We start from the raw sequence: 23,806 nt of genomic DNA, 5'->3' as shown, positions 1-23,806 counted from the left end.
TTTTAGTCACACAGACGTATCCAATCGACACGGCTATCATCTGCTGCGAACTTTTCGCCCCCCCCCGAGATCTGTGGGAAACATCTGACATTTTGTTCGCACACGATCATTGATTGCGGCACCCACAACAACTAGAGAGTCCCCTATGACTGACGCTTCACCTTCCCTGCTGCACCGGCTCAAACGCACCAGCCTGGTGACCCAGATCGTGATCGGCCTGATTGCCGGGATTCTGCTGGCCTGGCTCGCCCCCTCGGCTGCTCTGACTGTAGGCTTTATCGGCAAGGTTTTTGTCAGCGCGTTGAAAGCCGTTGCTCCCATTCTGGTGTTTGTGCTGGTCATGGCCTCGATTGCCAACCATAAACACGGCCAGGAAACCCACATTCGCCCGATTCTGGTGCTGTATCTGTTCGGCACGTTTGCAGCCGCAGTTGTAGCCGTGGTCGCCAGCATGCTGTTCCCGTCCCATCTGGTGTTGTCTACCCACGACGTTGCGATTTCTGCGCCGGGTGGCATTAATGAAGTGTTGCAAAGCCTGCTGCTGAGCGTGGTAGACAATCCGGTCAGTGCCCTGATGAACGCCAACTTCATCGGTATTCTGGCGTGGGCCATTGGCATGGGCATTGCCATTCGCCATGCGGGCGAAACCACCCGCACGGTGCTCAATGACCTGTCCAATGGTGTCACCCTGATCGTGCGCGTGGTGATCCGTTTCGCGCCGCTGGGCATCTTTGGCCTGGTCGCCTCAACCCTGGCCTCTTCGGGGTTCAATGCACTGCTGGGCTATCTGCACCTGCTCGTCGTGCTGATCGGCTGCATGCTGTTTGTCGCCTTGGTGGTCAACCCGCTGATCGTGTTCTGGAAACTGCGGCGCAACCCGTTCCCGCTGGTGTTTCTGTGCCTGCGCGAAAGCGGTATCACCGCGTTTTTCACCCGCAGTTCGGCGGCCAACATCCCGGTCAACATGGCGTTGAGCGAGAAACTGGGCCTGCATGAAGACACTTACTCGGTATCAATCCCGCTGGGTGCCACCATCAATATGGCCGGTGCGGCCATCACGATTACGGTATTGAGCCTGGCAGCCGTGCACACACTGGGCATTGAGGTCGATCTGCCGACGGCGATTCTGCTGAGCGTCGTGGCAGCTGTGTGCGCCTGTGGGGCATCGGGCGTGGCAGGTGGTTCGCTGCTGCTGATTCCGCTGGCGTGCAGCCTGTTCGGCATTCCCAGTGAAATCGCCATGCAAGTAGTCGCCGTGGGCTTCATCATCGGCATCCTGCAAGATTCGGCCGAAACCGCCCTCAACTCCTCCACCGATGTGCTGTTTACCGCTGCCGCCTGCATGGCGAAAGAAGACAAGGCCGTCTAAGGCCACGTCCATGCACAGTGTTCAAGCGCTGCCCGCGGGCTAGGCTTGAACACTGTCGCTGCACGTTTCAGTGCGCATTCATACCTGAATCAGAACGCCCCCATGTAATCACGCTTGCCGATTTCAACGCCGTTGTGGCGCAAAATCGCGTAGGCAGTGGTGACGTGGAAGAAAAACTGCGGCAAGCCGTAAGTCAGCAAATAGGCCTGACCGGTGAAGCGTTTCTCTTTAGGCGTTCCCGGACGGGTCACGATTTCAATCCCTTCCTTGCCATCCACTTGCTCCGGCTTGAGGGTGTCAACAAATGCCAGCACCTTGCTGATCAGCGCTTGCAGTTCGGCAAAGGTAACTTCGTTGTCGTCATATTTAGGCAACTCAACTTCAGCCAGACGCGCCGATACGCCTTTGGCAAAATCCACTGCAATTTGCACCTGACGCACCAGCGGGAACATGTCCGGTGCCAGACGCGCTTGCAGGAAAACACTTGGGTCAATGTTCTTGGCCGTGGCATGCGCTTCTGCTTTGGTCAGCACACCGCTCATGGCGTTGAGCATTTGCTTGAACACGGGAATGGACGCTGCGTACAGAGAGATAGTCATGGGGGTCTCGACAGTCGGTGGGCACAATGAATGAGCGCCGATTATAGACAGGTCGCTGCGCTAAAGCGGCTTGTCTTTCAACGGCCAATGGTTCTAGGCTAGCCGCCTTCCAACGCACAGGGACAACGTGATGAACAGCGAACACGAGACCGACATCGAACCCCGTCTCAACAGCACGGAAATTCGCATCCTCGGCGCCTTGATCGAAAAACAGGCCACGCACCCCGACACCTACCCGCTGACGCTTAATGCGCTGGTGTTGGCTTGCAATCAAAAGACCAGCCGCGAGCCAGTCATGAACCTCAGCCCCGGCCAGGTCGGGCAAAGCCTGCGGGCACTGGAGGGGCGAGGCTTTGCGCGCCTGGTCATGGGTAGCCGTGCAGATCGTTGGGAGCATCGGGTCGATAAAGTGCTGGAGCTGGTACCGGCGCAAGTGGTGTTGATAGGGTTGTTATTCCTGCGCGGCCCTCAAACCCTCAATGAGCTGCTAACCCGCAGCGCGCGCATGCACGACTTTGAAGACACCGAGCAAGTGCAGCACCAACTTGAACGCCTGATCGCTCGCGACCTGGCACTGCTGGTGCCTCGCCAGAGCGGGCAGCGTGAAGATCGTTACATGCATGCGCTGGGAGACCCTGCCGACATAGACGCCATCATGGCAGCGCGCCAGCAGCCATCTGAACGAGGCAGCACGTCAGGGCTGTCACTGGAACGCTTTGAAGCGCTGGAAGCACGGGTTGCGGCATTGGAAGCGCGCTTGGCCGAACTGGAATAACCCTGCTCGCCGGGCAAGATCCATCGCCCGGCGAACCGCTCAACTGCGGGCAAACGCGACGGCGGCCCGGAACTGCTCGGGCGTGGGGCGTACGCCGGTGTAGAGCACGAACTGTTCAAGGGCCTGAATCGCAATGACCTCAAGCCCGGTAATCACCTGCTTGCCCAAGGCGCGGCCGCGAACAATCAGCGGCGTTTCTGACGGGATTGCCACCACATCAAAAATGATCGTTGCCTGACTGATCGCAGCCTCTTCAAACGCCAGATCATCGGCTTCTGCCCCGCCGCTCATGCCGATGGGTGTCACGTTAATCAGCATCTGAGGCCGTGCAGCCCCCAACTGCGCTTGCCACTCATACCCACAATGCCGGGCCAAAGCCGAACCGGACGCTTGATTACGGGCCACAATCAGACCCTGTTTGTAACCGCCATCCCTTAGCGCCGATGCGACGGCTTTGGCCATGCCGCCACTGCCATGCAGCGCGAACGTCGTGTCCTTGCTGATGTTATGGCGTTCCAGCAACTGGGCGATGGCAATGTAGTCGGTGTTATAGGCCTTCAAATGGCCGTCGGTGTTGACGATGGTGTTGATCGAATCGATGGCCTTGGCCGATGCATCCATCTCGTCCACCAGCGCGATGCACGCTTCCTTGAACGGCATGGACACGCCACAACCGCGTATGCCCAGCGCACGAATACCAGTGACCGCACCCGGCAGGTCCTGGGTGGTGAAGGCTTTGTAGTAGAAATTCAGCCCCAATTGCTCATAGAGATGATTATGAAACCGCAGTCCAAAATTGCCGGGGCGACCCGACAGTGAAATGCACAACCGGGTGTCTTTATTCGGGTTCATCTGCATGTTCTTCTCCTCAGAGAAAGCGTTCAGATAGACGGCCGGGGCCGTTTCAAGGGGTTGGATTGATCATGTCCGGGCCGACCACGCTGAAACGAGTCAGCCGCCGAAGACCTTACACAACATTTACCGAGAGGCGCCGCAGTTTTTTTGAAAAGCGCGGTCTGAGTGTTATCCCCGCACCCTTTTTGCGGCCTGTACCAGGCTGAATTGCCGGGGCTGGAATCCGAGGAATGTCAAGATGCGCAACATCCCTAAAATCACGTTGCTAATCGGCGCACTGGCCGTCACGGGTCAAGCGTGTGCCCACGGTGGCTGGGGCGCGGGGCCGGCCGTGTTCGGTGCGGTGGTGGGTGGCGCGATCATTGGTTCGGTGATAACCAATCACGATCAGCGCCCTCTCTATGTGCAACAACCGTTCTATGCTCAACCGCAACCGGTCTATGTGCAGGCCCCGCCGGTGTATTACCAGCCGCAACCGGTCTACATGCCCGCACCCCAGCCGGTTTACTACCAGGGCTATTACGGTCGGCCACACCCGGTGCAATACGGCCCGCCGCGGGGTTATTACGGGCCACCACGCTGGTGATAGCTGGTCTGAATAGATGATGTGAATGTCGCAAGTGATACACAAAATGTAATGTGTTTGCGGCATGATTGGACGCGAGTGCGCCCGGACGTTATCAGCGTCGCCGGGCGCTCTTGGTTCAACAGCCGGATACCTATAAAAACAAGGACGACCCTAATGCCGACACAACACCCTCATCGCCGGGCTGATCTCTGCACCTCAAGCAAGGTTTACCAAGCCCTCACAGAGCTCAAGCAGCTTGAAGGGCACCGCTCTGCCAAGCTGATTTCACTGTTGGCCCAGCACCTGGTCGATAAAGGCATGCTCAATGATCAAGAGGTCATGCATATGTTGGACCTGGTAGTGGATTAACCTGACGCAAGCACTAACCTTATCCCTGTCGATGGCGACTATCACGCGCAATGATTTTTTGTGCAGCGGCGCACGCCGTAAGGTGGCCTCATTGATTGAAGGAGGTGTGTATGTCCAAGGTTCATGTCATGTCGATGGTGGGCAGCGCTGTGCCGGCCCCGCTCCGCGCTGATGGCTTGTTGGCCTGCTGGTATGTGGTGATCGACGGGGTGCCGGTCAGCGGCCCGTTTACCTCACGGGCAGCCGCACAGCTCACAGCCACCCGCGAAACAGATAAAACAGCGCCACACTGGACACGACACTGAGCAACACGTTGCGACTCCAGATCATCAGGCCAATTGCACACAACCCGGCCAGCAGGTACGGGTTGTCCAGGCTCAGATTAAGCGCGCGGTCCTTGACGAAAATGATGGGGCCGCAAATGGCCGTCAGCATCCCCGGCACGGCAAAGCCCAAAAACTCCTTCACACCTCTATTCAAACGGATGGGAAGGCGCGGCTCCAGAAACAGATAGCGGTTGAAAAACAAAATCAGCGCCATCCCGACAATAATCACCCACATCATTCGAAAAAGACTCCTGCACGCTTGCTCAAGTAGCCTGCCGCCATCCCGGCCAGCCCCGCCAGAACGATCGCTGATTCCAACTGCCAGTAACTGAACAGCACAACACTTATGAGTGAAACTGCCACGCAAATAACAGTAGGAACATTGCGCACCACTGGCGTAATCAGGGCAATGAACGTCGCCGCAATCGAGAACTCCAGCCCCAACTGGTCCAGGCCCGGAATGCTCTTGCCGAGCATCACGCCCAGCAGAGTGAACAGATTCCAGCCAATGTACATGCACAGCCCGACCCCCAACGCATACCAGCGATTGAATGCCTGGCGATCATGGCTGCTGACCAGCGCAAAAAATTCGTCGGTGAGTAAAAAACCCAGACCGAACCGCCAATTGGCCGGCAGCGGTGAAACCACCGGGCGCAGGTGCATCGCATACAGCAGGTGCTGAGAGGTCAGCAGCAAGGTCGTCAGCAGGATGGACAACACGCTGGCCCCGCCCTTGATCATGCCAATGGCCACCAGTTGCGCGGCACCGGCGAACACCAGCACCGACAGTCCCTGACTTTGGGCGGGGGTCAGTTGTGCATCGATGGCGGTTGACCCCGCCAGCAGCCCCCATGGCGCGCAGGCGAACGTCAATGGCAGACAGGCAATCACACCACGCATGAACGCGGCTCTGGCAAGCGAATGGGGCATTAAAAACATCCTGATGGTCAGCAGCGGCAAAGGGTCGCAACAAACGCACGCAACGTCTTGAACGATCTTGCTCAATGCACTCTGGAACACCTGGAGCGACGTTGCGGTACGACGCTGGCAGTTTGACGAAAGGTCATTCCTGGTCTTTAGTCAGCCGGAATCGTTATCCGTTATATCCCGTCCACAGCTTCCACGAGGAACCATCATGAAAGACCTGAAATCCGCCAAGGAAACCAGAAAGGCCGATCTGCGGACACCTTCGGCGTTGAGCGATGAAGCCTGCATCAACATTGCAGCAGAAGTGAATGCGCTGCTGGCCGATACCTTCGCCATTTACATGAAAACCAAGAATTTCCATTGGCACATGTCAGGCCCGCATTTCCGTGATTTCCATCTGCTGCTAGATGAGCAGTCCGATCAGATTTTCGCCACCACCGATGCTATCGCCGAGCGTGTGCGCAAGCTGGGACGCACCACCATTCGCTCCATCGGCCACATCAAAAAGCTGCAACGCCTGTTGGATAACGACGCCGACTTCGTGACCCCGGAAGATATGCTGGCCGAATTACGTGAAGACAACATTCAATTGGCCGCTTACATGCGTGAAACCCACAGCATGTGTTCAGAGCTGGGCGACGTAGCGACGACCAGCCTGTTGGAAAACTGGATCGATGAAGCGGAACGCCGCGTCTGGTTCCTGTTCGAATCGTCGCGTACCAAATAAACAAAAACGCCGGTTTGATACCTGTCAAACCGGCGCTCCAGATGAATTAAGTTTCACTAAGCCCGCGAACCGCTGCTTGTATAGTGCCCCTTGCTCATTCAATGAACCCTTGCCCGCCTCCCCCTGCGGGCTTTTTTTTGGATTTCAAACGCCCTGCCTGAACACCAGCGCTTTCAAGCCGCACTCGGCATCGGCATCCGGAAATTCAGGCGGGTTCTCCAACCGCTGCTCAAAACGCAAACCCGGCGCATGCTCGGTCACGCCACCTATCAGAAAGTCCGAACCCAGCGACGGGTCATTCATGCAGGCCAGCACCCAACCGTTTTCACTCAACAACTCTGGCAAGCGGCGCACCACACGCTGGTAATCCTTGGTCAGCAGGAAACTGCCTTTCTGGAAGGACGGCGGGTCAATAATCACCAAATCATAAGGGCCGGTACTTTTCACCTTGCCCCAAGACTTGAACAGCTCGTGCCCCAAAAACGTAACCTTGCTCATGTCGTGGCCATTCAAGCGATGGTTATCACGGCCTCGACTCAGCGCCGCGCGCGACATGTCCAGATTGACCACATGTTCTGCGCCGCCTTCGATGGCAGCCACCGAAAAACCGCAGGTGTAAGCGAACAGATTCAACACCCGCTTACCCTGGGCATGGGCTTTTACCCACTCGCGGCCGTAGCGCATATCGAGAAACAGGCCGTTGTTCTGCTTGCGGCCCAAGTCCACGCGGTACTGCAGCCCACCCTCTGTCAGGGTCCACTCATCGATGGCTTCGCCCACCAGCCACTCGGTGTCGCTTTGCAGGGTATAGCGATGCTGCAACACCAACGTGTGCGCTCCACTGGCTTGCCATACCGGTGTCTGCGCAAGGTGTATCAACCGGGTTTTAAGGGCTTGCAGCCAGGCTGCCTCGGGCTCCTTGAACAGCGATACCAGCACCACGCCTTGCAGCCAATCCACGGTCAATTGCTCAAGCCCCGGCCAACAGCGACCTCGCCCATGAAACAAGCGGCGGGTTTCTTCAGGTGCGCTTTGCAGTGCAGTCAACAGATGAGAGTCGAGGATAGAAAGCGCGTCAGGGGTCATCGGTGAGGCCGGTTATTTCAAAGGGCGGGCATTTTACACAATTACCTCTGTGTCTACGTCAGCGGCCTATTCTGCGAGGTCCGATCCCCGGCATTGCACAGAGAGTCGCTTCCTTGGGGGCAAGGGCTCAGCTTGCACAGCGACCAGTCGTCCGCTGCCCTGCCTCAATCGCACGATTTACACGAAAAACACGCTGTAACTGCTTGCGGGATCAGGCATTTCCACGATTATTGATACATACTCAACAAATGTAACGCGATGTGTAATGAGTCGCGCGACAACGTCACCTCCCACTTCTTTTCGAGTCAATCTGCGTGAAAAGTCATCTTTCGATTCTTGGCCTGTTTTTAGTGCTAACAGGCGCCGCCGCTCCCTCAATCGCCGCAGCGACTGAAAGCACCTCTGCTCCGCGCGATACCTTACAACTGCATATCGCGTCAGGCAGCGCGATGCTGGTTGACCTGCAAACCAACAAAGTCATTTACGCCAGTAACCCTGACGTCGTGGTGCCAATAGCTTCGGTGTCCAAGTTAATGACCGCAATGGTGGTGCTGGATGCCAAATTGCCGATGAACGAGTACATCGCGGTCAATATCAGCGACACTCCCGAGATGAAAGGCGTATTTTCACGCGTCAAACTCGGCAGCGAACTGACGCGCCAAGACATGATGCTGATTACCCTCATGTCCTCTGAAAACCGTGCCGCGGCGACGCTTGCGCACCATTACCCGGGCGGTTACGTGGCGTTTATTGCCGCCATGAACGCCAAAGCCAAAAGCCTGGGCATGATGCACACCCGCTACGTTGAGCCAACCGGCCTGTCGATGCATAACGTGTCGACGGCCCGCGACTTGAGCAAGTTGCTGGCAGCGGCCCGTAAATACCCGATGCTGAGCCAATTGAGCACCACCAAGGAAAAAACCGTGGCGTTCCGCAAACCCAACTACACCTTGGGCTTTCGCAACACCGACCACCTGGTCAACAAAGACAAGTGGACTATCAAGATCACCAAGACCGGCTTTACCAACCAGGCAGGCCACTGCCTGGTGCTGGTAACAGAAATGGGCAACCGTCCCGTTTCGCTGGTGATTCTGGATGCATTCGGCAAATACACCCACTTTGCCGATGCCAGCCGCATCCGTAGCTGGATTGAAACCGGCAAAAGCGGCAGCGTGCCGGATGTGGCGTTGCGATATAAAGCCGACAAGAACCTGAAGGCCCGCCCCGCAGCCCAGCCCCACGCCACAAAGTAATGACTGTGACCCGGGCCCGGAATGCCGGGCCGGGGTCAACTTCGCTTCAATGCCTGCTTATGGACGTACATCGCACGGTCGGCGTCGAGCAACAGACTTGCGACCGAGTCATGGTGTTGAGGGTCATACTCAATCTGCCCGACACTGAAACGAATCGCATAACCCCGTGAGGCGCTCGCGTTGCGCTCATCGAGCATCTCCTGCAAGCGAGCCATGATGGCGATGATTTGTACGGAATCTGTGCCGGTCAGCAACACCACAAACTCGTCCCCGCCCAACCGCCCGATGACATCACTTTCGCGAAATGCAATTCGCAGGACGTCAGCGAATGCCTTGAGCGCGAGATCGCCTTCAGCGTGACCGTAGGTGTCATTGATCTGCTTGAACTCGTTGAGATCGAAAAACAACAAGGTCGCGGGTCTGCACCATTGCTTGCAATATGACAGGCCATGCCGCGCCAAAGCTTCGAAGCCGCGCCGGTTGGAAAGCAGGGTTAACTCATCCATGGTTGCCATTTGTACAGCCACCAGCTCTTGCTCGGCCATCGCAGCCAAATCCCGCAATAACTCGCGCTCATCGTCGCTAAGCACCCGAGGCCGGGTATCGATCAAACACAGCGTACCCATCTTGCTGCCATCACCCACCGACAATGGGCAGCCTGCGTAAAACCTGATCCGCGGATCGCCCACAACCAACGGGTTGTCGTAGAAGCGCTCATCGAGTCTGGCGTCGCAGATCATCAAAATCTGATCGCCCAAAATGGCATGACCGCAGAAAGAAATGTTCCGGGGGGTTTGGCTGACGTCAACGCCTGCCGCCGACTTGAACCACTGGCGCTCGGCGTCCACCAAACTGACCAGTGCAATCGGTACGTTGAACAAACGCTTTGCCAGGCGCGTTAGCCGGTCAAAACGTTCCTCCGGTCCGGTATCGAGCACATTTAACCTGTGCAAAGCGTCTAAACGAGCGGCTTCATCGACAGGTTTGGCTGGCACCCACATGCGTTGCTCCCTTTTGCACCATCAGGCAAAGCGTAGTCCACATCATCGTCAAAGGAGCAATGGCCGACCAAACGCAGGAGAGAGGGACAGAGAAAGTGCAGGCACTTGCCTCGGGGAGAGGTCGAAAGCAAATGCCTGCGTGCTGCTCATCAACGTTGGGGTTGGTCTTTTTTAGTTTTTTTAATGGTTTCTACGGTGGTTTCCCGAGGTCGACGCTTGGCCTCTTCCAAGGGAATAAACAGACCTGTTGCAGAATCTCGTGCACGCTTGTTTTTCATATTGTTCACCTGTGTATTGCCCCGGGTACGGAGTGTGCCCAGTCGGATATCTACAGGCTAGTCGACGAAAAACACCTGAAAGCTGCCCGGAAACAAGCGCTTGCAGTTCTGTGCGCGGCCCCGGATACAAAGAACCCCGCCTGAAAAGACGGGGTTCCTGACATGCCACTGCGGGATCAGTTTTGCAGGGCTGGCTGCTCCCCATTGATCGGGATGCGTTTGGCTTTTGCCTCTTCAGGCACTACCCGCTGCAGATCAATGCTCAGCAAGCCATTGCTCAGGTTTGCACCTTTGATCTCGATGTGGTCATCGAGGCGGAAGGACAGTTTAAATGCCCGTTGCGCGATGCCCTGATGCAAAAAGGTCACGCTTTCGTCGGTGCTGGTTTCACGTTTGCTGCCGCTCACGGTCAGCACACCTTTCTCTACTTGCAAGTCCAGGTCGTCCTGTTGGAAACCCGCAGCAGCTACAACGATGCGATAGCTGTCTTCACCCCGTTTTTCAACGTTGTAGGGTGGGTAGCCACCGCTGGTGTCATTGCGAAGCGCGGTTTCGAACAAATCACTAAAACGGTCAAAGCCGACAGAATTACGGAACAGTGGCGCCAGAGAGAATGCAGTGCTCATAATTTAGCCTCCTGATTTCAGCGAGATTTTGTCTCCGCGACCCGGTTTCGGCATCGCGTACTCCCTAAATAGGGACCGACCCAATCATTTCAAGAGGTTTTTTTAAATTTTTTTCAGGCGCTTCAAGCAGCATCCGCAGGCGGGTTGTTGACCAAATGACGGACTTTTTCGCAGTCGGTTTCGCGGCGCATGGCGTTGAACAGCACCGTGGCCTCGGGGTAAGTGCGGGTCAACATTGCCAGCCATTGCTTGAGACGCCCGGGGGCTGAACGCGGGGTCAATTGCGCCTGTGCCTGGGCCCAGAAGTCGCGAATCATGGGCTGCAGGTCGGCCCACGTCATTTCGACGACCTCTTCCCCGGCCCGCGCTGCGGCGATCTGTCGGGCCAGGTCTGGCCTGGATACCAAGCCGCGGCCGAGCATGATGTCTTCAACACCGCTGATTTCGCGGCAACGACGCCAATCCTCAACGGACCAGATATCACCATTGGCAAACACAGGCACCTTGACGACCTCTTGCACCTGGGCAATGTACTCCCAATGCGCAGGTGGCTTGTAACCGTCCATTTTGGTTCGGGCATGCACCACAATCTGGCTCGCCCCGCCTTCAGCCAACGCAATGGCACATTCGTTGGCGCTGTCAGGGGTATCAAACCCCAGGCGCATCTTGGCCGTGACCGGAATATGCGCCGGCACTGTGCGACGCACTTGCATCAGAATCGCATGCAGCAGTTCCGGCTCTTTAAGCAGTACGGCACCGCCACGGGACTTGTTGACCGTTTTGGCCGGACAGCCAAAGTTCAGATCAATCACCTCGGCGCCCAACTGACAGGCCAACGCTGCGTTGTCTGCCAGACACGCAGGATCGGAGCCCAGCAGTTGCACACGCAACGGCACGCCAGCGCGGGTTTTCGCGCCGTGTTCAAGCTCAGGGGCGAACTTGTGGAAGTACGCTTCGGGCAGCAGACGCTCGGTGACCCGAATAAATTCGGTGACACACCAATCAATACCGCCGGTGCGGGTCAGGACATCACGCAGGATGTTATCGACCAGCCCTTCCATCGGCGCCAAGGCAATTTGCATGGGTGACTCTCATAAAAAACGTGCGGCAGTTTACGCGGTAACGCGCTCAAGCGGTATCAAGCTGCAGCCCTGTCACGCTGGCACGATCGCCGGACCATAACCCTCGAGGAATTCGGGCGGTAGGCGCCTGGCTTTGCCGGTGGACAACTCGATACACACAAACGTGGTTTTAGCCCGCAGCAACGTCAGACCGTCGCGAGGCCTGATTAGCTGGAATTGACGTGTCATGCGCAAGCGTTTGTCGCAATCGATAATCCACGTCGCCAGTTGCAGTTCGTCACCTTCATAGGCGCTGGCCAGGTAATCGATTTCATGCCGTGCCACCGCCATGGCGCGGTCAAGGCGACGGTATTCAGTCAGGTCCAGCCCAAGGCGCTGAGAGTGACGCCAGGCGCATCGCTCCAGCCAGACAACATAGGCAGCGTTGTTGGCGTGGCCAAAACCATCAATGTCTTCAGCCTGCACTTGCAGGTCAATGATGAACGGCGCTGCCAAATCCCAGCTCATGCCCAACCTCCACGCGTGAATAAAGGGCGCAGTGTAACGCAGCATGTGTGTTCAAGGTGGGGAGTGGCGCTGGGCAAAGCAAGCATGATGGCGAGAACGACAAAATCGTCAGACAAACAAAAGGGCCATTCAATAATTAGACGCCTGCGACACAGACGAATAGCAAACCTCGTTGAGACGCCCTATATTCAAGGCCCTGAGCGAGGTTCTCAATGGTACACACTGATCGTTCGAAAGGCGATTCTGAGACCTGTGCACGCTCCCCACGCCTGCTGCACGTGTCGCATTGGAGTTCGAATGTCTTATCTCACCCGCCGCGATGGTCGGTACAGTTACCGTCGTCGATTCCCTGCTGATGTAGCTGATGTCGTTGGACGCGTTGAGTACCGCAAAGCCTTGGGCACTGCCGACCGGGGCGAGGCGCTAAAGTTAGCTCATCTTGTGTCGGTTGAATTTGACCGTATCTGTAATGAAGCCTTGGCGGCACGATCTGATCCGGCACTGCCGACTCCCGAAACAACGTCCGCACAGACAGCCGTCGATGTGCTGAACAATCTGAATGCCGTGGTTCGTGGCTTTACGATAAATATCACCGAGCGTATGCAGTCGTCCGGTTGGCAGTCAGAACTTAAATGGCGCAGAGCGAACCTTGAAGCGCTCGCTAATGGCGCGGTGCTCCCCGGTTTGGATATTCACCCTGTAACGGCGCTGGCGATGCGTAAAGCACTTGATGAGACCTTGGCTGGCAATCCCCCACGGCTTGATTCAACGCCGCTTGAAGGTACTGAAAAGACCGTGCCAACCGCTGCTTCTGATCATGCTGGCACCGTCACCGAGGCGGTGTTCCAAGCAGTGCTTGATGAGTACTGCGAAGACGTGAGCAAAGGCCGCGCTGACAAGGTTATAAGCCTGAGTAAAAAGGTGCTGACTTGGCCGAGCACACAGGATCGGCAAATACAAAGCCTGATGCAGTTCTGCGCAGAGAAGCTTGCGGGTGGAGGTAAAGCCTCGTCGGTGCATTCCGATGCGTACTGCTTATTAAGCGTCTTGAAGCGAATTCCCGGTTGGGCTGGGATGGCGTTACCCAAAGCTGGCTCAGTGGCGAAAGCTATTCGCTCCGGCGCAGGGATGGGTCAGGATCAACGACTGCCGATCCCACTAGCACAACTGCTGGCAGTGCACGCCAAAATCAAAGCTGCTACCCCAGTGCATTATCCCGCTGCCGTGCTATTGGCGCGATACGCACTGCGCCCAAGCGAGCTGCTTCAGGAAGACCTGCGGGCACTTAGCCACCGTGTAGATGTGCTGGGTAAAAGCGAGCTGGTGTTTAAGGCGGCGCTGAGCGGTGGTAAGAACGCGGCCAGTCGTCGTGATCTACCTGTGCACGCAGAAGATGAACCATTGTTCCGGGCCGTGCTAACGGGGCTTGGGCTACCTGCTGGGGCCAGTTCCACCGAGCATGATAAACGGGTACGGCAACGCGTTCGAAGCCTGTCGCGGGTGTTCAGAAACGCCCTTGGCGAAGCCCCCGGCATGAGCCTTTATAGCCAGCGTCATACCTGTGCTGACCTATTACGAGCCGTGCACGCGACTACCGATGAGGTTGGCGGCATTCTTGGACACACTCCAGTCGGATCGAAAGCCACGAGCATCTACGGCGGGAGCCAGCCTTTGGACCGACCACGTGAGCTGCTGGCAAAGGTTCGGGAATTGATCCCTGATGCCTAGCCAGAGCGGAATGAATTAGCTAAGAAAAGCACCTAAAACTGTCGAACCCCCCGTCATTTGCCGAATCGCTGAGAGCCTTGTAAACCGTGGCCTGTAGCTGAGTTGGCGTTTAGTTCCCCACTTAGAGGAGACGGGAAGGAATTAACGCCTCTCTGAGCTACCTAGCAATAGTTAGTAGTTTAGAGGAGGAGTGAGGAAGGAATGACAGCACAAGATGCGGCTCCCCGAGTACCACTGTGAGGAACACGACAACATAGGAGATGACGAATTGACTGATTCAAACGCAATACCAGATTTAGATAGCCTGGAGCAGATGTTCCCGCTAATGACACAAACCGAAGCACAACTCAGGATAACTCGCCGTATTAAGGCTGAACTACCTCACGTCACCGGGAACGCAATCGGGCCGTACCTCCAGACCGGGATTGCGTACTTCAATAAGCACGGTAATCTCGACGGGTGGAACCTCACTGGCGTATCAGTCGGCGCAGAGTTCGCCCAGATTGATCGGGAGGCCGCCGCGAAGCGCTCAGCAGTGCTAAAAGCTGCTGGCTTCTCACCACGATATGCCACGATGGCTGAGGTTCAACACGTTATGAAGATCGCCCACGATGCATGCATGGCCGATGGGAACAAGCCTAGCGCAAGCGCAATGCTTCGAGATGCAGGCGTCCCAGCAAAGACCGCGAACAAACTCGCGAGCAAGCGTAGCATTCACTCCACGAAAGCATGGGACCAGCAAGAGCAACACCCGTCCCGCGTAGCCATGCGGGAACAAGGCGTGTTGTCTCGTAGAAAGGAACGAGGCGCTGTGAGTGGTAGTCTGGCTGGAACCGTAGCCGCGTTGTACAGCTTGGCGGAGCATACGAAAGACCGACAGCGACTCAGCGCAATCGAGCAGGCGCAGGCTCGTATGGAGTCTGAAATTGCGGCTTTGAAAGCACAGTTGGCACAGCACGAAGTTCGGATGGATGTCACCGAAGCTGGTATTGATGCTAAGGCTACGGCCATCCTAATGCGAATTGAGGGTAAATCACTGGGTGATATTGCCTCAGCTTTAGGTCGCAAACGTGCCACGGTTCAATCGTGGGTACGCGGTGTATGAGGTGTATGAAACTCATACACCTAAATATGATCAAATCCTTAAGATAAAAATATAGGAGAGACAATGAGCCGCCTCCCACGCAATTTGATCCAAATGGAAACATCACTGCATAAGCGCCTTTCACAGATTCGGAATTTCCCCGGGCCTGTACCACTCGACTTGTACCGTTCAGCGCTTGAATTATTGGCAGAGCTGGAAAGCATTAAGGCAGATTACATAGCAGGATTCTCCCAACTGGAGAGACCATGACTCTAATCACCTTACCCAATGGAGCTTTGATAATCGACGACAGCGGCCTCTCACAGGATGCGGAAGCGGCCCGGCTAATCGCTGATGGCCTGAGCCTTACTGAGCTGATGGCTGCATTAGGATGCTCTGCTGAAACCGCTGCTGAGTACTTCGCGGGTTATGTACCCTTGCCTGATGAAGACGAATAACCCCACCGACTGACCGGCCTGTTTCCCGCTGTGTTCGATTGGTCATCGAGTACAGCCGCCAGTGATACTTAATCTCCTTTGTAGCACTGGCACCTATTCCGCCGCATCCCGCTGCACCTCAACCCCACGCTGCACTTCGATTGAAACCCGTGCTCGTACGGTGATTTCACGCCTTAAAACCACGAGAGCCCTGCCACCCTAGCTACCCTACCGGGGCGGCTTAACTACGTCTTCTGGATGGTGTCTCAACCGCTCCAACCCGCCAGCCTCACCAACTGACGAATCCTTGATCCACACCCCGCTACACCCACCCGCACATCCTGTGCACTTCGATCGATACCCGTGTTCGTACGGCTAATCCAGACCCAGAATCAACGTTAGCGATTGAGCGACCCGATAGGGTCAGTTCATTGCTGGCGCGATTCCGTGCGTCCGCAGATCCGTTCAGCCGGTGTCCGTCCCCAACGTTATGGAGGTAACACACTATGAACGTCCAATCAAACCCCGAGAAATCAGCCGCTACCCGCCTTGCTGCCCAACAGTTCGCACGGCTGCACTTGAAACAATCTTTCACTGACACAGCGCACTGGCGAGAGCTAGCCGCCGCTGCTGGCATCCGTTTGCCCATGTGGTACTTGCCAGCCACCAGCAGTGGCGTACGCCGATACAGCGAAGGTATGGGTTTGTCATTAGAACAAATCGCTGATGCCACCGGCTGCAAGTCGTTCCGAACTTTTGCCTTGCTGAACCCTAATTGGCCGCTGTGGGCTGTAGTCGGTGTCTTGCTGGAGCTGAAACATTCCCTGTCGGCGTGATCACACGATCACCCTGGCCCCGTCACACCAGATAAGGAGAAATACACAATGGCTAAATCCAGCCTGTCGTACCAAGAGAGAACCCGCATTGAATTCCTAACCAGCCACCTGCGCAGCTCATCACGTCTTGCTGTGAAGGCGAAATATGAAACCGAGCTGGCTCAAATCCTCGAAGGCAAAGAGCTGACTCGTGGGGATATGGCCCTTGCCGCGTACTACTTCCAGAACAGCGGTACTGATGTCGACTCAATTGCAACCTCTGAATCGTTTGCTCAAGCCTATCGAGATGCACCCGCCGAATAACCGCTCCCTTCACCATAAGGAGACTCACCATGACCGCTTTTAAAACCCCTACTGCTGCCGACTTCGCCAAGCTGGCGGAGCTGGACAACCTAACCGACGCCGACCTACTGGCACCAATCGGCACCGGTGATACCGCTGTCGACTCAATGCTAAGCGTCGCCCCTGCGCGTGCCTTGAAGGCTGTGCCAGCGCAACCAGCACCACCGGTCCCGGAGCTGGCGTACCTGCTGGCCCAAGCCCAAGCTGTGCTTGATTGCACCCTGAGTTCGGAGCTGCCTCCACGTGTGGTGTACGCCGCTGGTATCAGTGCCGAGGAACCTGTGTCGTATCACTTCCGCGCCAAGGGTGGGGAGTTGAGCGAAGACTTGCGCAAGGCTGTGGGTGGCAACATCAAGACCGTCCAAGATATCGAGTACGCTGTGCGGCTGTTCGCTGCTCACGCCCTCAGTGTCCTGCACCTGAATCAGCACCGCGAGCTTTCCATGCGTGAGCGCGCCGCCGCTGATGAGGTGCACAAGAACTGGCAGGGCCGCTTAAAGGTCGCTGCTGTCGGAGAGCTTGCCGCTATTGATGCATCTGGCAGTCTGAGCGCTGCTGAGTTCAAGTTCCTGCTTGAGCTGGTTGACACCGACCGATCTGGTATGGCTCAAAACCTTGCTGGTCCCGGTGTGAATGTCCCTGCGCTGGTTGCTGGTCGTGGCAAAGATTGGCGCGCTATCGCTGATGCATGGGCCGGTGAATGCAAGTCGCGTGGAACCGTATCCTTTGAAGGTGTGGGCACAGCGACTGCCGGGTGCAGTTACAACCTTGAAGTTCAACCCGGCGACGGTTGGGTCTTGAGTCAGTACATTGGCCAGATTTGGGTGCCAGTAGAAGCCTGCGTTGCTGGTCAAGAGCGCGCTATTGAAGATCGTCGCCGTATTGCCCGTGACTGTGCACGAGAAGGCCGTTCGATCCCGCGTATTGCTGGTGGGTTCGCTGACAAGTTGCAGGCGTTGGTGTGATCGCTGAACAGCCTGCGCTTCGGCGTGGGCAACACCCCTCCGCTAATGACCTCATAAAGATGCGCCTCGGGTATCCGGGGTATGAGGCGAGGCTACAGAGTATGCGGGTGATGAAGCCTGCTCGGTACGCTGCTGTCATGTCCGGTGCGAAAACCTTCAATGATCCAGATTGGCGTTGCACTGAATGCGGTGGGAACGAGCGGCATACCCGGAACCTGACTTGCCGAGCCTGCAACGGGGCCCGAGTCCCGAGCGTGTTCAAGACCCTGCCTGACGGGCAGGTGGTGTACATCCCGAAGGACGCGAACGCCTCTGAGAACTGGCAGCAGCGACACCTACGAACTACCCGACTACTAGATCAGCAGTTGATGCTGAACCGGCTGGGGCCGATTCAGGTCGGTCGATACCACCTCTCAGGGGGCGTTGTGCTCCGTGCCGGGAGCGTTCAGCTCGATACCGAGACACTGATGCTTGCTGTGGACGCGCTGCTGTCCGGTGATCCTGAACAGTCACGTGCTGCCCTTACCCCGCTGCTGAGTATTCACCGGGAACTGGTGCTGCTAGTTCGCACAATTGCTGCCGCTGTACAGGCCGGTGCCTTCCCTGAACCTAATCGAACTTGATGCCTGCCCAATGGGTGGGCTGCACCTATTGGAGAGTCACATGAAAGCTAAAATCAATCGTAAGATCCTATCCGCCTTCGCTGAAGCATTCAGCACCGACTTGACCTCCCCGTCTGGGTTGCGCTGGTTGCGCTGGAACGGCTGCACTGGCACCCGTAGCCGTGAGGCTGGAGATGTTGCCGGAGGTTCAACGAACACTGGGACGTACGTTGTCACTCTGAACGGTGAGAAATACTTGGCTATGGAAGTGCTCGTTGCACTGCACCGCGTCCAACACCGCGTCCCGGCAATGTCAGAGGTGGCGGCGTGAGCGCCCGAGGTTGCATCAGTCGGACTCCGCCACGGATGAAGGGTTGGCATGAAGAGTACGTGCTGTCTGACACTTCACCCTGCGGCTTGCGGTACGTGGTGAGCGGTCTACCCAGTGTGGTGGCGGGCTGCCCGATTGAGATCACGTGGCCGCATGATAAGAGCATGGCTCAGCATTGCATCTGGCCTAGGAGTTATCACGTGCCGGTAATCGTCGATTGGGAAGGCACCGACCTCGGTGGGTTCACGCACTGGGACATGCAGCTTGAAACTGTACCTGCTGGCGTTATCCGTGAAATCCTTATAGAACACGCCGAGCGTGCTGAACAGATCGAACTGCTAGAGCAGCATCTGGAACAACAACTGGAAGTGGCCTAACGGCTGCTTCCCTTTTTGGCCTCGGGCTGAAACCTAAAATTATTATATCCAAGCGAGTGGGTCCCTCACTCAGTAGAAGACGCTTTCCCCCCATGCACCTTCCCGAGCGCTCCTTAACGCGCGGGCTCAGGTGCGCGTTCACGTACTGATCCTGCGTGGGCGTGCGGTGTTGATCGCGTGCTGGGCGACGTGTGCGCTGGTGTCGCGTCAAAAGGAAGGACTGTCATTGATAACGCTGGCCATGCTCAGACATCGCCGTGTGGGCTGATACCTATCAGAAGAGTCTACTGTTCTGACACTGGGTAGGCTTCTGATAGATGACTATCATAAATCCTATTGACACTGGCAATGTGAGAGGTTTATCGTATTTCTACCGCCTAGCAAGGCATATGATAAATAGGACTCGACCATGCGCGCTCACTTGTATCTCCGTGCTTCGACTAAGGATCAGGATGCCCACCGTGCTGAGGCGCAGCTCGACACCTTCGCCCATGACAAGGGGTTGACGGTTGTGGACAAATATCTGGAGAACATCTCAGGAACACACCTAGAGCGCCCTGAGTTGATGCGCCTGCTTGACGCTGCTGAGAGTGGCGACGTGCTGTTAGTCGAGGCTGTAGACCGTTTGAGCCGTCTGAGCCTTGCCGATTGGGCCAAGCTAAAGCGCATGATTGAGGATAAGGGCCTGCGCCTTGTCGTGGTAGACCTGCCCACTTCGCATGAATCAATGGCCGATGGGCTAACAGGTAGCATCCTTGGCATCATCAACGGCATGCTGGTAGACCTGATGGCGACGATGGCTCGACAGGATCAAGAGAAGCGCGTGGAGCGGATCAAGCAAGGACTGGAGCGCAAGCGTGCTGCTGATCCTGAATGGAAGCCAGCGGGCCGGACGCGGAACAAAGACACGCACGCGGCTGTTATCAAACACCTGAGCAACGGCACGCTGTCGATGGAAGAAGTGGCGAAGGTGGCCGGGTGCGGTGTAGCGACCGTGTACAGGATCAAGAGGGAGATGGGTGAAGCCACCAATGCGTGAGCCGCCCGATAACGGCACCCCTGTGCACCGCCTGAAACAACGACCGCACCAGACAAGCTTTACGGTGTATCAGAATTCATTAGGCTTGAAATAGCCCTAGTGCACCACTGGCTAGCAATGCTGGTTTTAACCATCTGGAAGGTATTTGTATCGGACCGGACTGTGCCACGTGCAGAGGACGCACGGTTCCGACGAGTGGTACTGATGGGGCTGCGAGCCTTATAAAACGGGGCTTTCCGACCCACAAAAATAAAAGGGCCACTCAATAATTGAATGACCCTTAAAAATCCCGCAGAGCGGGTAATCGTGGCGTCCCCTAGGGGACTCGAACCCCTGTTACCGCCGTGAAAGGGCGGTGTCCTAGGCCACTAGACGAAGGGGACACAAACCCTTCTAACAGTGATCATGCATTTGCCTGATCGATTCAACGTCAGTGTGGCCCGACGTTGAACTGTAAATTGGTGGAGCTAAACGGGATCGAACCGTTGACCTCTTGCATGCCATGCAAGCGCTCTCCCAGCTGAGCTATAGCCCCGATTTATCGCCTGGCGGCGGAGCAACACCGAAGTGCTGCTTCTGTAAAACTGGCGTCCCCTAGGGGACTCGAACCCCTGTTACCGCCGTGAAAGGGCGGTGTCCTAGGCCACTAGACGAAGGGGACACAAACCTTCTAACAATGACCAGCGCTGAGCGCTGATCGATTCAATGCCGGTGTGGCCAGGCATTGAACTGTAAATTTGGTGGAGCTAAACGGGATCGAACCGTTGACCTCTTGCATGCCATGCAAGCGCTCTCCCAGCTGAGCTATAGCCCCAAACAGTCAGTGTTGCGTGTTGCTGTGTGGACGGGGCGCATATTAAGACTGGATCGGAAGGCTGTCAAACTTATTTTCAAAGTTTTTTAAAAAAAATGGTCGAGAGAACAACCACTTACCCTTCCCACCCCGTAAATACGGGCCCCGCATACGAAACGCGCAACCCCTGCCACAGGCCTCCATGGACCGCAGAGCGGTCCTGATACCGACCTGAGGCAACGACTGCACGTGAAAACCGATCAACCGATTGCGTTGAACAGCTTTTCCCACTCTTTGTTTTCTTTCTTCGAAACACCGCCCAGCAGGTCCAGCGCCTGACGCAGACGGAAGCGCGTCAAGTCAGGGCCCAGAATTTCCATGGCGTCCAGCACCGACACCGAGCTGGCCTGTCCGGTGATCGAGGCAAACATTAGCGGCATCGCATCGCGCAGCTTCAGCTCAAGGGCATCGACCACGGTTTGGATGCAACCGGTAATGGCGTCTTTTTCCCACTGCCGCAAGCTTTCGAGCTTCCACAGGATCAGTTGCATCAGTTGACGCACTTGATCGCCGGACAGCTTTTTGTGCTCGAACAGCTTGGCATCCAGTTGCAAGGCCCCCGAGAAGAAGAACCCGGCCAGCGGCGCAATCTGACTGAACGTCTCGACCCGACCCTGTACCAGCGGTGCGATCTTCATCATGTACTCAGGGTTCAGTGCCCATTGCTGGACACGACTGGCGAACTCCTCCAGCGGCAAGTCACGCAACCATTGGCCATTGAGCCAGGAGAGTTTTTCAATATCGAAAATCGGACCACCGAGCGATACACGGGACAGGTCAAAATTGTCGACCATCTCTTGCAGCGAGAACTTCTCGCGCTCGTCAGGCATCGACCAGCCCATGCGCCCCAAATAGTTAAGCATCGCTTCAGGCATGAAACCCATGCGTTCATAGAACGTGACCGACGTCGGGTTCTTGCGCTTGGACAGCTTGCTTTTGTCGGGGTTACGCAGCAGCGGCATGTAGCACAATTGCGGCTGTTCCCAGCCAAAGTACTCGTAGAGCAGGATCAGTTTCGGCGCCGATGGCAGCCATTCTTCACCGCGCAATACGTGGGTGATGCCCATCAAATGATCGTCGACCACGTTGGCCAGGAAGTACGTCGGCAGGCCGTCAGTCTTCATCAGCACTTGCATGTCCATGCGGTCCCACGGGATCTCGACATCGCCACGCAGCAGGTCCGGCACCACGCACACGCCTTCGGTCGGCACTTTCATGCGGATCACGTGCGGCTCGCCCGCAGCCAGGCGCAGGGCGACTTCTTCCTTGGACAGCAACAGCGCACGGCCGTCGTAGCGCGGGGTTTCGCCCCTGGCCATTTGCTCGGCGCGCATCTGGTCCAGCTCTTCTGCGGTGCAGAAACACGGAAACGCATGGCCCATGTCGACCAGTTGCTGGGTGTACTGCTTATAAATGTCGCTGCGCTCGCTCTGACGATACGGGCCGTGCGGACCGCCGACGTCGGGGCCTTCGCTCCAGGTGATACCGAGCCAGCGCAGGGCATCGTAAATCTGTTGTTCGGACTCGCGGGTCGAACGCAACTGGTCGGTGTCTTCGATCCGCAGGATGAACTCGCCGCCATGCTGCTTGGCGAAGCAGTAGTTGAACAAAGCGATGTAAGCGGTGCCGACGTGGGGGTCGCCGGTAGGCGATGGCGCGATGCGCGTGCGAACGGTGGTCATGGGCGGTCTCGAAGTAGAGATAAAACAAAGGGGCGAATGGTAACAGGCGGACCCCGCCTCGCTCCAGCTCAGGACTGACCGTCGGGGCAGATCACCACCCCGCCGCCCTGAAAATGCATGAAAGCCCTGCCGACGCGCGTGCTGGCCCGGGCACCCTCAGCCGGTTTCGGGCCAGGTGAGGATTACGCTCAGTTCACCAGCCGCTCATCCAGCCAGCCCGCGACCCGCTGATGAATCCCTGCGACCTCGTCGAGCAAACCGCCCATGCGCATGAAGTCATGGGTCATGCCCGGTTCTTCCCACCTCACCACCTCATTGCCCGCCTGCTCCAATTTGGTGGCGTAGGCCACCCCCTCGTCATGCAACGGATCAAATCCGGCCAGGTACACCAACGCCGGCGCCACGCCGCTGACATCCGGGGCCAATAACGGTGACAGGCGCCAATCCTGCACATCCACCGCTGTTCGGGTGTAGTGCCGGTAGAACCAGTCCATGGTGGCGGTTTCGAGCAGATACCCCTGCGCAAACCGCTGGTGGGATTCACGTTTACAACTGCCGTCAGTGACCGGGTACAGCAGCACTTGCGCGCGCGGCACGATGGCCACCGTTTGCGGATCATGCGCAGCCAGAATCGCGAGCACCGTGCTCAACGTGCCGCCCGCGCTGTCACCTGCAAACGCTACGCGGGTGGCGTCCAGTCCATGACGGGCGCCCTCGCGCTGCAACCAGTTCACCGCATCGCAGGCATCTTGCACCGCCGTGGGGAACACCCACTCCGGGGCCAACCGGTAATCCACAGCCAGCACCGCGAAGTGCCCGGCATTGGCCAACCGCCGACACAACCCGTCGTGGCTGTCCAGGCTGCCAATGACATAACCGCCACCGTGGAAGTAAACCACCACCGGCAGCGGCTCCGGCGCCCGCCGTGGCGCGCGATACAACCGCGCAGGCAGGCTGAATCCATCCCGGGCCGGGATCCGCAGGTCGTCACTGTCGATGCCCGGCAACGGCACGTCCAGCACCTCGGCACTCATTTCAAACTCCACCCTGGCCTGCGCCGGGCTCAGGTCATGCATGGCGCGGCTCTTGCCGGTCATGCGGCTTAACTCGGCCAGCTCCAAAAAGGCCTCCAGCTCAGGTACTACTGACATACGTGTGTCCTTGCAAATAGCCTTCGGCTGT

General features: G+C 57.0%; 28 protein-coding genes and 4 tRNA genes. 16 read left to right on the top strand and 16 right to left on the bottom strand.

Features of this window, described 5'->3' with window-relative positions; all coding sequences use genetic code 11:
- The first annotated feature begins 145 nt into the window (after positions 1 to 145).
- Entirely contained in the window at positions 146 to 1,369 is a 1,224-nt protein-coding gene (sstT, locus tag HBN61_RS13400) for a serine/threonine transporter SstT (RefSeq protein ID WP_094995163.1), read from the top strand.
- 89 nt (positions 1,370 to 1,458) lie between these two features.
- Here sstT and HBN61_RS13395 read toward each other — a convergent pair whose 3' ends face one another.
- Positions 1,459 to 1,968, bottom strand: a complete 510-nt coding sequence (locus HBN61_RS13395) for a DUF1993 domain-containing protein (protein ID WP_094995162.1) — start codon at positions 1,966 to 1,968, stop codon at positions 1,459 to 1,461.
- Between the two features lie 130 nt (positions 1,969 to 2,098).
- On the opposite strand from HBN61_RS13395, the gene HBN61_RS13390 reads away from it, so the two are divergent.
- The gene (locus tag HBN61_RS13390) at positions 2,099 to 2,743 is read left to right on the top strand and encodes a YceH family protein (RefSeq protein ID WP_170046955.1); all 645 of its coding nucleotides are present in this window, start codon (positions 2,099 to 2,101) and stop codon (positions 2,741 to 2,743) included.
- Positions 2,744 to 2,782: 39 nt separating this feature from the next.
- On the opposite strand, the gene HBN61_RS13385 is transcribed toward HBN61_RS13390, so the two are convergent.
- A complete protein-coding gene (locus HBN61_RS13385) occupies positions 2,783 to 3,601 on the bottom strand; it encodes a shikimate 5-dehydrogenase (RefSeq protein WP_170046954.1) in 819 nt (272 codons plus the stop codon).
- Positions 3,602 to 3,836: 235 nt separating this feature from the next.
- On the opposite strand from HBN61_RS13385, the gene HBN61_RS13380 reads away from it, so the two are divergent.
- The 3 genes from HBN61_RS13380 to HBN61_RS22655 all read left to right on the top strand — a co-directional run bounded on the left by HBN61_RS13380 (position 3,837) and on the right by HBN61_RS22655 (position 4,840).
- A complete protein-coding gene (locus tag HBN61_RS13380; RefSeq protein ID WP_170046953.1) occupies positions 3,837 to 4,184 on the top strand; it encodes a hypothetical protein in 348 nt (115 codons plus the stop codon).
- Positions 4,185 to 4,340: 156 nt separating this feature from the next.
- Positions 4,341 to 4,535 (top strand): hypothetical protein, encoded by a 195-nt coding sequence (locus HBN61_RS13375; protein WP_094995158.1) that lies wholly within the window; start codon positions 4,341 to 4,343, stop codon positions 4,533 to 4,535.
- Positions 4,536 to 4,645: 110 nt separating this feature from the next.
- Positions 4,646 to 4,840 carry a hypothetical protein gene (locus tag HBN61_RS22655; protein WP_094995157.1) on the top strand — a complete coding sequence of 65 codons (195 nt, stop codon included), beginning with the start codon at positions 4,646 to 4,648 and terminating at the stop codon, positions 4,838 to 4,840.
- On the opposite strand, the gene HBN61_RS13370 is transcribed toward HBN61_RS22655, so the two are convergent.
- Positions 4,788 to 5,099, bottom strand: coding sequence for a branched-chain amino acid transport AzlD family protein (locus HBN61_RS13370; RefSeq protein WP_094995156.1), 312 nt, complete (start codon positions 5,097 to 5,099; stop codon positions 4,788 to 4,790). The two genes, HBN61_RS22655 and HBN61_RS13370, sit on opposite strands and share 53 nt — an antisense overlap.
- Entirely contained in the window at positions 5,096 to 5,791 is a 696-nt protein-coding gene (locus HBN61_RS13365; protein WP_170046952.1) for an AzlC family ABC transporter permease, read from the bottom strand. Before HBN61_RS13365 ends, HBN61_RS13370 begins: the two co-directional genes overlap by 4 nt.
- A 205-nt stretch (positions 5,792 to 5,996) precedes the next feature.
- On the opposite strand from HBN61_RS13365, the gene HBN61_RS13360 reads away from it, so the two are divergent.
- Positions 5,997 to 6,515 carry a Dps family protein gene (locus HBN61_RS13360; RefSeq protein WP_169963392.1) on the top strand — a complete coding sequence of 173 codons (519 nt, stop codon included), beginning with the start codon at positions 5,997 to 5,999 and terminating at the stop codon, positions 6,513 to 6,515.
- Positions 6,516 to 6,659: 144 nt separating this feature from the next.
- Here the strand turns inward: HBN61_RS13360 and HBN61_RS13355 are convergent, their stop codons facing one another.
- Positions 6,660 to 7,601 carry a class I SAM-dependent methyltransferase gene (locus tag HBN61_RS13355; RefSeq protein WP_169963394.1) on the bottom strand — a complete coding sequence of 314 codons (942 nt, stop codon included), beginning with the start codon at positions 7,599 to 7,601 and terminating at the stop codon, positions 6,660 to 6,662.
- Between the two features lie 314 nt (positions 7,602 to 7,915).
- On the opposite strand from HBN61_RS13355, the gene pbpG reads away from it, so the two are divergent.
- Complete coding sequence (gene pbpG / locus HBN61_RS13350) at positions 7,916 to 8,854, top strand: D-alanyl-D-alanine endopeptidase (RefSeq protein WP_170046951.1); 939 nt, start codon at positions 7,916 to 7,918, stop codon at positions 8,852 to 8,854.
- Between the two features lie 35 nt (positions 8,855 to 8,889).
- On the opposite strand, the gene HBN61_RS13345 is transcribed toward pbpG, so the two are convergent.
- From HBN61_RS13345 to HBN61_RS13330, 5 genes are all read right to left on the bottom strand, one after another.
- On the bottom strand, positions 8,890 to 9,855 hold the full coding sequence (locus HBN61_RS13345; RefSeq protein WP_094995151.1) for a GGDEF domain-containing protein: 966 nt from the start codon (positions 9,853 to 9,855) through the stop codon (positions 8,890 to 8,892).
- A 149-nt stretch (positions 9,856 to 10,004) separates the two neighbouring features.
- Positions 10,005 to 10,133 (bottom strand): hypothetical protein, encoded by a 129-nt coding sequence (locus tag HBN61_RS22650; RefSeq protein WP_262373478.1) that lies wholly within the window; start codon positions 10,131 to 10,133, stop codon positions 10,005 to 10,007.
- A gap of 176 nt (positions 10,134 to 10,309) precedes the next feature.
- A complete protein-coding gene (locus tag HBN61_RS13340; protein WP_094995150.1) occupies positions 10,310 to 10,759 on the bottom strand; it encodes an Hsp20 family protein in 450 nt (149 codons plus the stop codon).
- 122 nt (positions 10,760 to 10,881) lie between these two features.
- On the bottom strand, positions 10,882 to 11,841 hold the full coding sequence (locus tag HBN61_RS13335; protein WP_094995149.1) for a tRNA dihydrouridine synthase: 960 nt from the start codon (positions 11,839 to 11,841) through the stop codon (positions 10,882 to 10,884).
- Positions 11,842 to 11,913: 72 nt separating this feature from the next.
- Entirely contained in the window at positions 11,914 to 12,348 is a 435-nt protein-coding gene (locus tag HBN61_RS13330; protein WP_170046950.1) for an acyl-CoA thioesterase, read from the bottom strand.
- Positions 12,349 to 12,645: 297 nt separating this feature from the next.
- On the opposite strand from HBN61_RS13330, the gene HBN61_RS13325 reads away from it, so the two are divergent.
- The 9 genes from HBN61_RS13325 (at position 12,646) to HBN61_RS13285 (ending at position 20,089) form a co-directional block, all read left to right on the top strand.
- Positions 12,646 to 14,076, top strand: a complete 1,431-nt coding sequence (locus HBN61_RS13325; RefSeq protein ID WP_153404376.1) for a DUF6538 domain-containing protein — start codon at positions 12,646 to 12,648, stop codon at positions 14,074 to 14,076.
- A 268-nt stretch (positions 14,077 to 14,344) separates the two neighbouring features.
- Positions 14,345 to 15,181, top strand: coding sequence for a helix-turn-helix domain-containing protein (locus HBN61_RS13320; protein WP_153404373.1), 837 nt, complete (start codon positions 14,345 to 14,347; stop codon positions 15,179 to 15,181).
- A gap of 245 nt (positions 15,182 to 15,426) precedes the next feature.
- A complete protein-coding gene (locus HBN61_RS13315; protein WP_153404370.1) occupies positions 15,427 to 15,618 on the top strand; it encodes a hypothetical protein in 192 nt (63 codons plus the stop codon).
- Between the two features lie 485 nt (positions 15,619 to 16,103).
- Positions 16,104 to 16,433: a hypothetical protein gene (locus HBN61_RS13310; RefSeq protein WP_153404367.1), complete on the top strand. Its 330-nt coding sequence runs from the start codon at positions 16,104 to 16,106 to the stop codon at positions 16,431 to 16,433.
- Between the two features lie 48 nt (positions 16,434 to 16,481).
- Complete coding sequence (locus HBN61_RS13305; RefSeq protein ID WP_153404364.1) at positions 16,482 to 16,736, top strand: hypothetical protein; 255 nt, start codon at positions 16,482 to 16,484, stop codon at positions 16,734 to 16,736.
- 29 nt (positions 16,737 to 16,765) lie between these two features.
- On the top strand, positions 16,766 to 17,740 hold the full coding sequence (locus HBN61_RS22645; protein ID WP_262498770.1) for a hypothetical protein: 975 nt from the start codon (positions 16,766 to 16,768) through the stop codon (positions 17,738 to 17,740).
- A 254-nt stretch (positions 17,741 to 17,994) separates the two neighbouring features.
- Positions 17,995 to 18,363: a hypothetical protein gene (locus tag HBN61_RS22640; protein ID WP_346266460.1), complete on the top strand. Its 369-nt coding sequence runs from the start codon at positions 17,995 to 17,997 to the stop codon at positions 18,361 to 18,363.
- 345 nt (positions 18,364 to 18,708) lie between these two features.
- Positions 18,709 to 19,050 carry a hypothetical protein gene (locus HBN61_RS22635; protein WP_262498769.1) on the top strand — a complete coding sequence of 114 codons (342 nt, stop codon included), beginning with the start codon at positions 18,709 to 18,711 and terminating at the stop codon, positions 19,048 to 19,050.
- A gap of 409 nt (positions 19,051 to 19,459) precedes the next feature.
- Positions 19,460 to 20,089: a recombinase family protein gene (locus HBN61_RS13285; RefSeq protein ID WP_153404361.1), complete on the top strand. Its 630-nt coding sequence runs from the start codon at positions 19,460 to 19,462 to the stop codon at positions 20,087 to 20,089.
- Between the two features lie 307 nt (positions 20,090 to 20,396).
- Here HBN61_RS13285 and HBN61_RS13280 read toward each other — a convergent pair.
- The 6 genes from HBN61_RS13280 to HBN61_RS13255 form a co-directional block, all read right to left on the bottom strand.
- A tRNA-Glu gene (locus HBN61_RS13280) sits at positions 20,397 to 20,472 on the bottom strand.
- A gap of 76 nt (positions 20,473 to 20,548) precedes the next feature.
- A tRNA-Ala gene (locus HBN61_RS13275) sits at positions 20,549 to 20,624 on the bottom strand.
- 50 nt (positions 20,625 to 20,674) lie between these two features.
- Positions 20,675 to 20,750: transfer RNA gene (locus HBN61_RS13270), tRNA-Glu, on the bottom strand.
- Positions 20,751 to 20,827: 77 nt separating this feature from the next.
- A tRNA-Ala gene (locus HBN61_RS13265) sits at positions 20,828 to 20,903 on the bottom strand.
- Between the two features lie 239 nt (positions 20,904 to 21,142).
- A complete protein-coding gene (gene gltX / locus HBN61_RS13260) occupies positions 21,143 to 22,624 on the bottom strand; it encodes a glutamate--tRNA ligase (protein WP_169963396.1) in 1,482 nt (493 codons plus the stop codon).
- Between the two features lie 188 nt (positions 22,625 to 22,812).
- Entirely contained in the window at positions 22,813 to 23,775 is a 963-nt protein-coding gene (locus HBN61_RS13255; RefSeq protein WP_170046948.1) for an alpha/beta hydrolase, read from the bottom strand.
- Between the last annotated feature and the right edge of the window lie 31 nt (positions 23,776 to 23,806).

The organism is Pseudomonas sp. WS 5071, from assembly GCF_012985765.1.
Classification (GTDB): Bacteria; Pseudomonadota; Gammaproteobacteria; order Pseudomonadales; family Pseudomonadaceae; genus Aquipseudomonas; species Aquipseudomonas lundensis_A.
This window is presented reverse-complemented; position numbering and strand designations above follow the sequence as displayed.

Excerpts from the sequence above, each read along its gene's own strand:
- sstT (WP_094995163.1), top strand. The coding sequence starts at position 146 with ATGACTGACGCTTCACCTTCCCTGCTGCACCGGCTCAAACGCACCAGC.
- HBN61_RS13395 (WP_094995162.1), bottom strand. The coding sequence starts at position 1,968 with ATGACTATCTCTCTGTACGCAGCGTCCATTCCCGTGTTCAAGCAAATG.
- HBN61_RS13390 (WP_170046955.1), top strand. The coding sequence starts at position 2,099 with ATGAACAGCGAACACGAGACCGACATCGAACCCCGTCTCAACAGCACG.
- HBN61_RS13385 (WP_170046954.1), bottom strand. The coding sequence starts at position 3,601 with ATGCAGATGAACCCGAATAAAGACACCCGGTTGTGCATTTCACTGTCG.
- HBN61_RS13380 (WP_170046953.1), top strand. The coding sequence starts at position 3,837 with ATGCGCAACATCCCTAAAATCACGTTGCTAATCGGCGCACTGGCCGTC.
- HBN61_RS13375 (WP_094995158.1), top strand. The coding sequence starts at position 4,341 with ATGCCGACACAACACCCTCATCGCCGGGCTGATCTCTGCACCTCAAGC.
- HBN61_RS22655 (WP_094995157.1), top strand. The coding sequence starts at position 4,646 with ATGTCCAAGGTTCATGTCATGTCGATGGTGGGCAGCGCTGTGCCGGCC.
- HBN61_RS13370 (WP_094995156.1), bottom strand. The coding sequence starts at position 5,099 with ATGATGTGGGTGATTATTGTCGGGATGGCGCTGATTTTGTTTTTCAAC.
- HBN61_RS13365 (WP_170046952.1), bottom strand. The coding sequence starts at position 5,791 with ATGCCCCATTCGCTTGCCAGAGCCGCGTTCATGCGTGGTGTGATTGCC.
- HBN61_RS13360 (WP_169963392.1), top strand. The coding sequence starts at position 5,997 with ATGAAAGACCTGAAATCCGCCAAGGAAACCAGAAAGGCCGATCTGCGG.
- HBN61_RS13355 (WP_169963394.1), bottom strand. The coding sequence starts at position 7,601 with ATGACCCCTGACGCGCTTTCTATCCTCGACTCTCATCTGTTGACTGCA.
- HBN61_RS13345 (WP_094995151.1), bottom strand. The coding sequence starts at position 9,855 with ATGTGGGTGCCAGCCAAACCTGTCGATGAAGCCGCTCGTTTAGACGCT.
- HBN61_RS22650 (WP_262373478.1), bottom strand. The coding sequence starts at position 10,133 with ATGAAAAACAAGCGTGCACGAGATTCTGCAACAGGTCTGTTTATTCCC.
- HBN61_RS13340 (WP_094995150.1), bottom strand. The coding sequence starts at position 10,759 with ATGAGCACTGCATTCTCTCTGGCGCCACTGTTCCGTAATTCTGTCGGC.
- HBN61_RS13335 (WP_094995149.1), bottom strand. The coding sequence starts at position 11,841 with ATGCAAATTGCCTTGGCGCCGATGGAAGGGCTGGTCGATAACATCCTG.
- HBN61_RS13330 (WP_170046950.1), bottom strand. The coding sequence starts at position 12,348 with ATGAGCTGGGATTTGGCAGCGCCGTTCATCATTGACCTGCAAGTGCAG.
- HBN61_RS13325 (WP_153404376.1), top strand. The coding sequence starts at position 12,646 with ATGTCTTATCTCACCCGCCGCGATGGTCGGTACAGTTACCGTCGTCGA.
- HBN61_RS13315 (WP_153404370.1), top strand. The coding sequence starts at position 15,427 with ATGACTCTAATCACCTTACCCAATGGAGCTTTGATAATCGACGACAGC.
- HBN61_RS13310 (WP_153404367.1), top strand. The coding sequence starts at position 16,104 with ATGAACGTCCAATCAAACCCCGAGAAATCAGCCGCTACCCGCCTTGCT.
- HBN61_RS13305 (WP_153404364.1), top strand. The coding sequence starts at position 16,482 with ATGGCTAAATCCAGCCTGTCGTACCAAGAGAGAACCCGCATTGAATTC.
- HBN61_RS22645 (WP_262498770.1), top strand. The coding sequence starts at position 16,766 with ATGACCGCTTTTAAAACCCCTACTGCTGCCGACTTCGCCAAGCTGGCG.
- HBN61_RS22635 (WP_262498769.1), top strand. The coding sequence starts at position 18,709 with ATGAAGGGTTGGCATGAAGAGTACGTGCTGTCTGACACTTCACCCTGC.
- HBN61_RS13285 (WP_153404361.1), top strand. The coding sequence starts at position 19,460 with ATGCGCGCTCACTTGTATCTCCGTGCTTCGACTAAGGATCAGGATGCC.
- gltX (WP_169963396.1), bottom strand. The coding sequence starts at position 22,624 with ATGACCACCGTTCGCACGCGCATCGCGCCATCGCCTACCGGCGACCCC.
- HBN61_RS13255 (WP_170046948.1), bottom strand. The coding sequence starts at position 23,775 with ATGTCAGTAGTACCTGAGCTGGAGGCCTTTTTGGAGCTGGCCGAGTTA.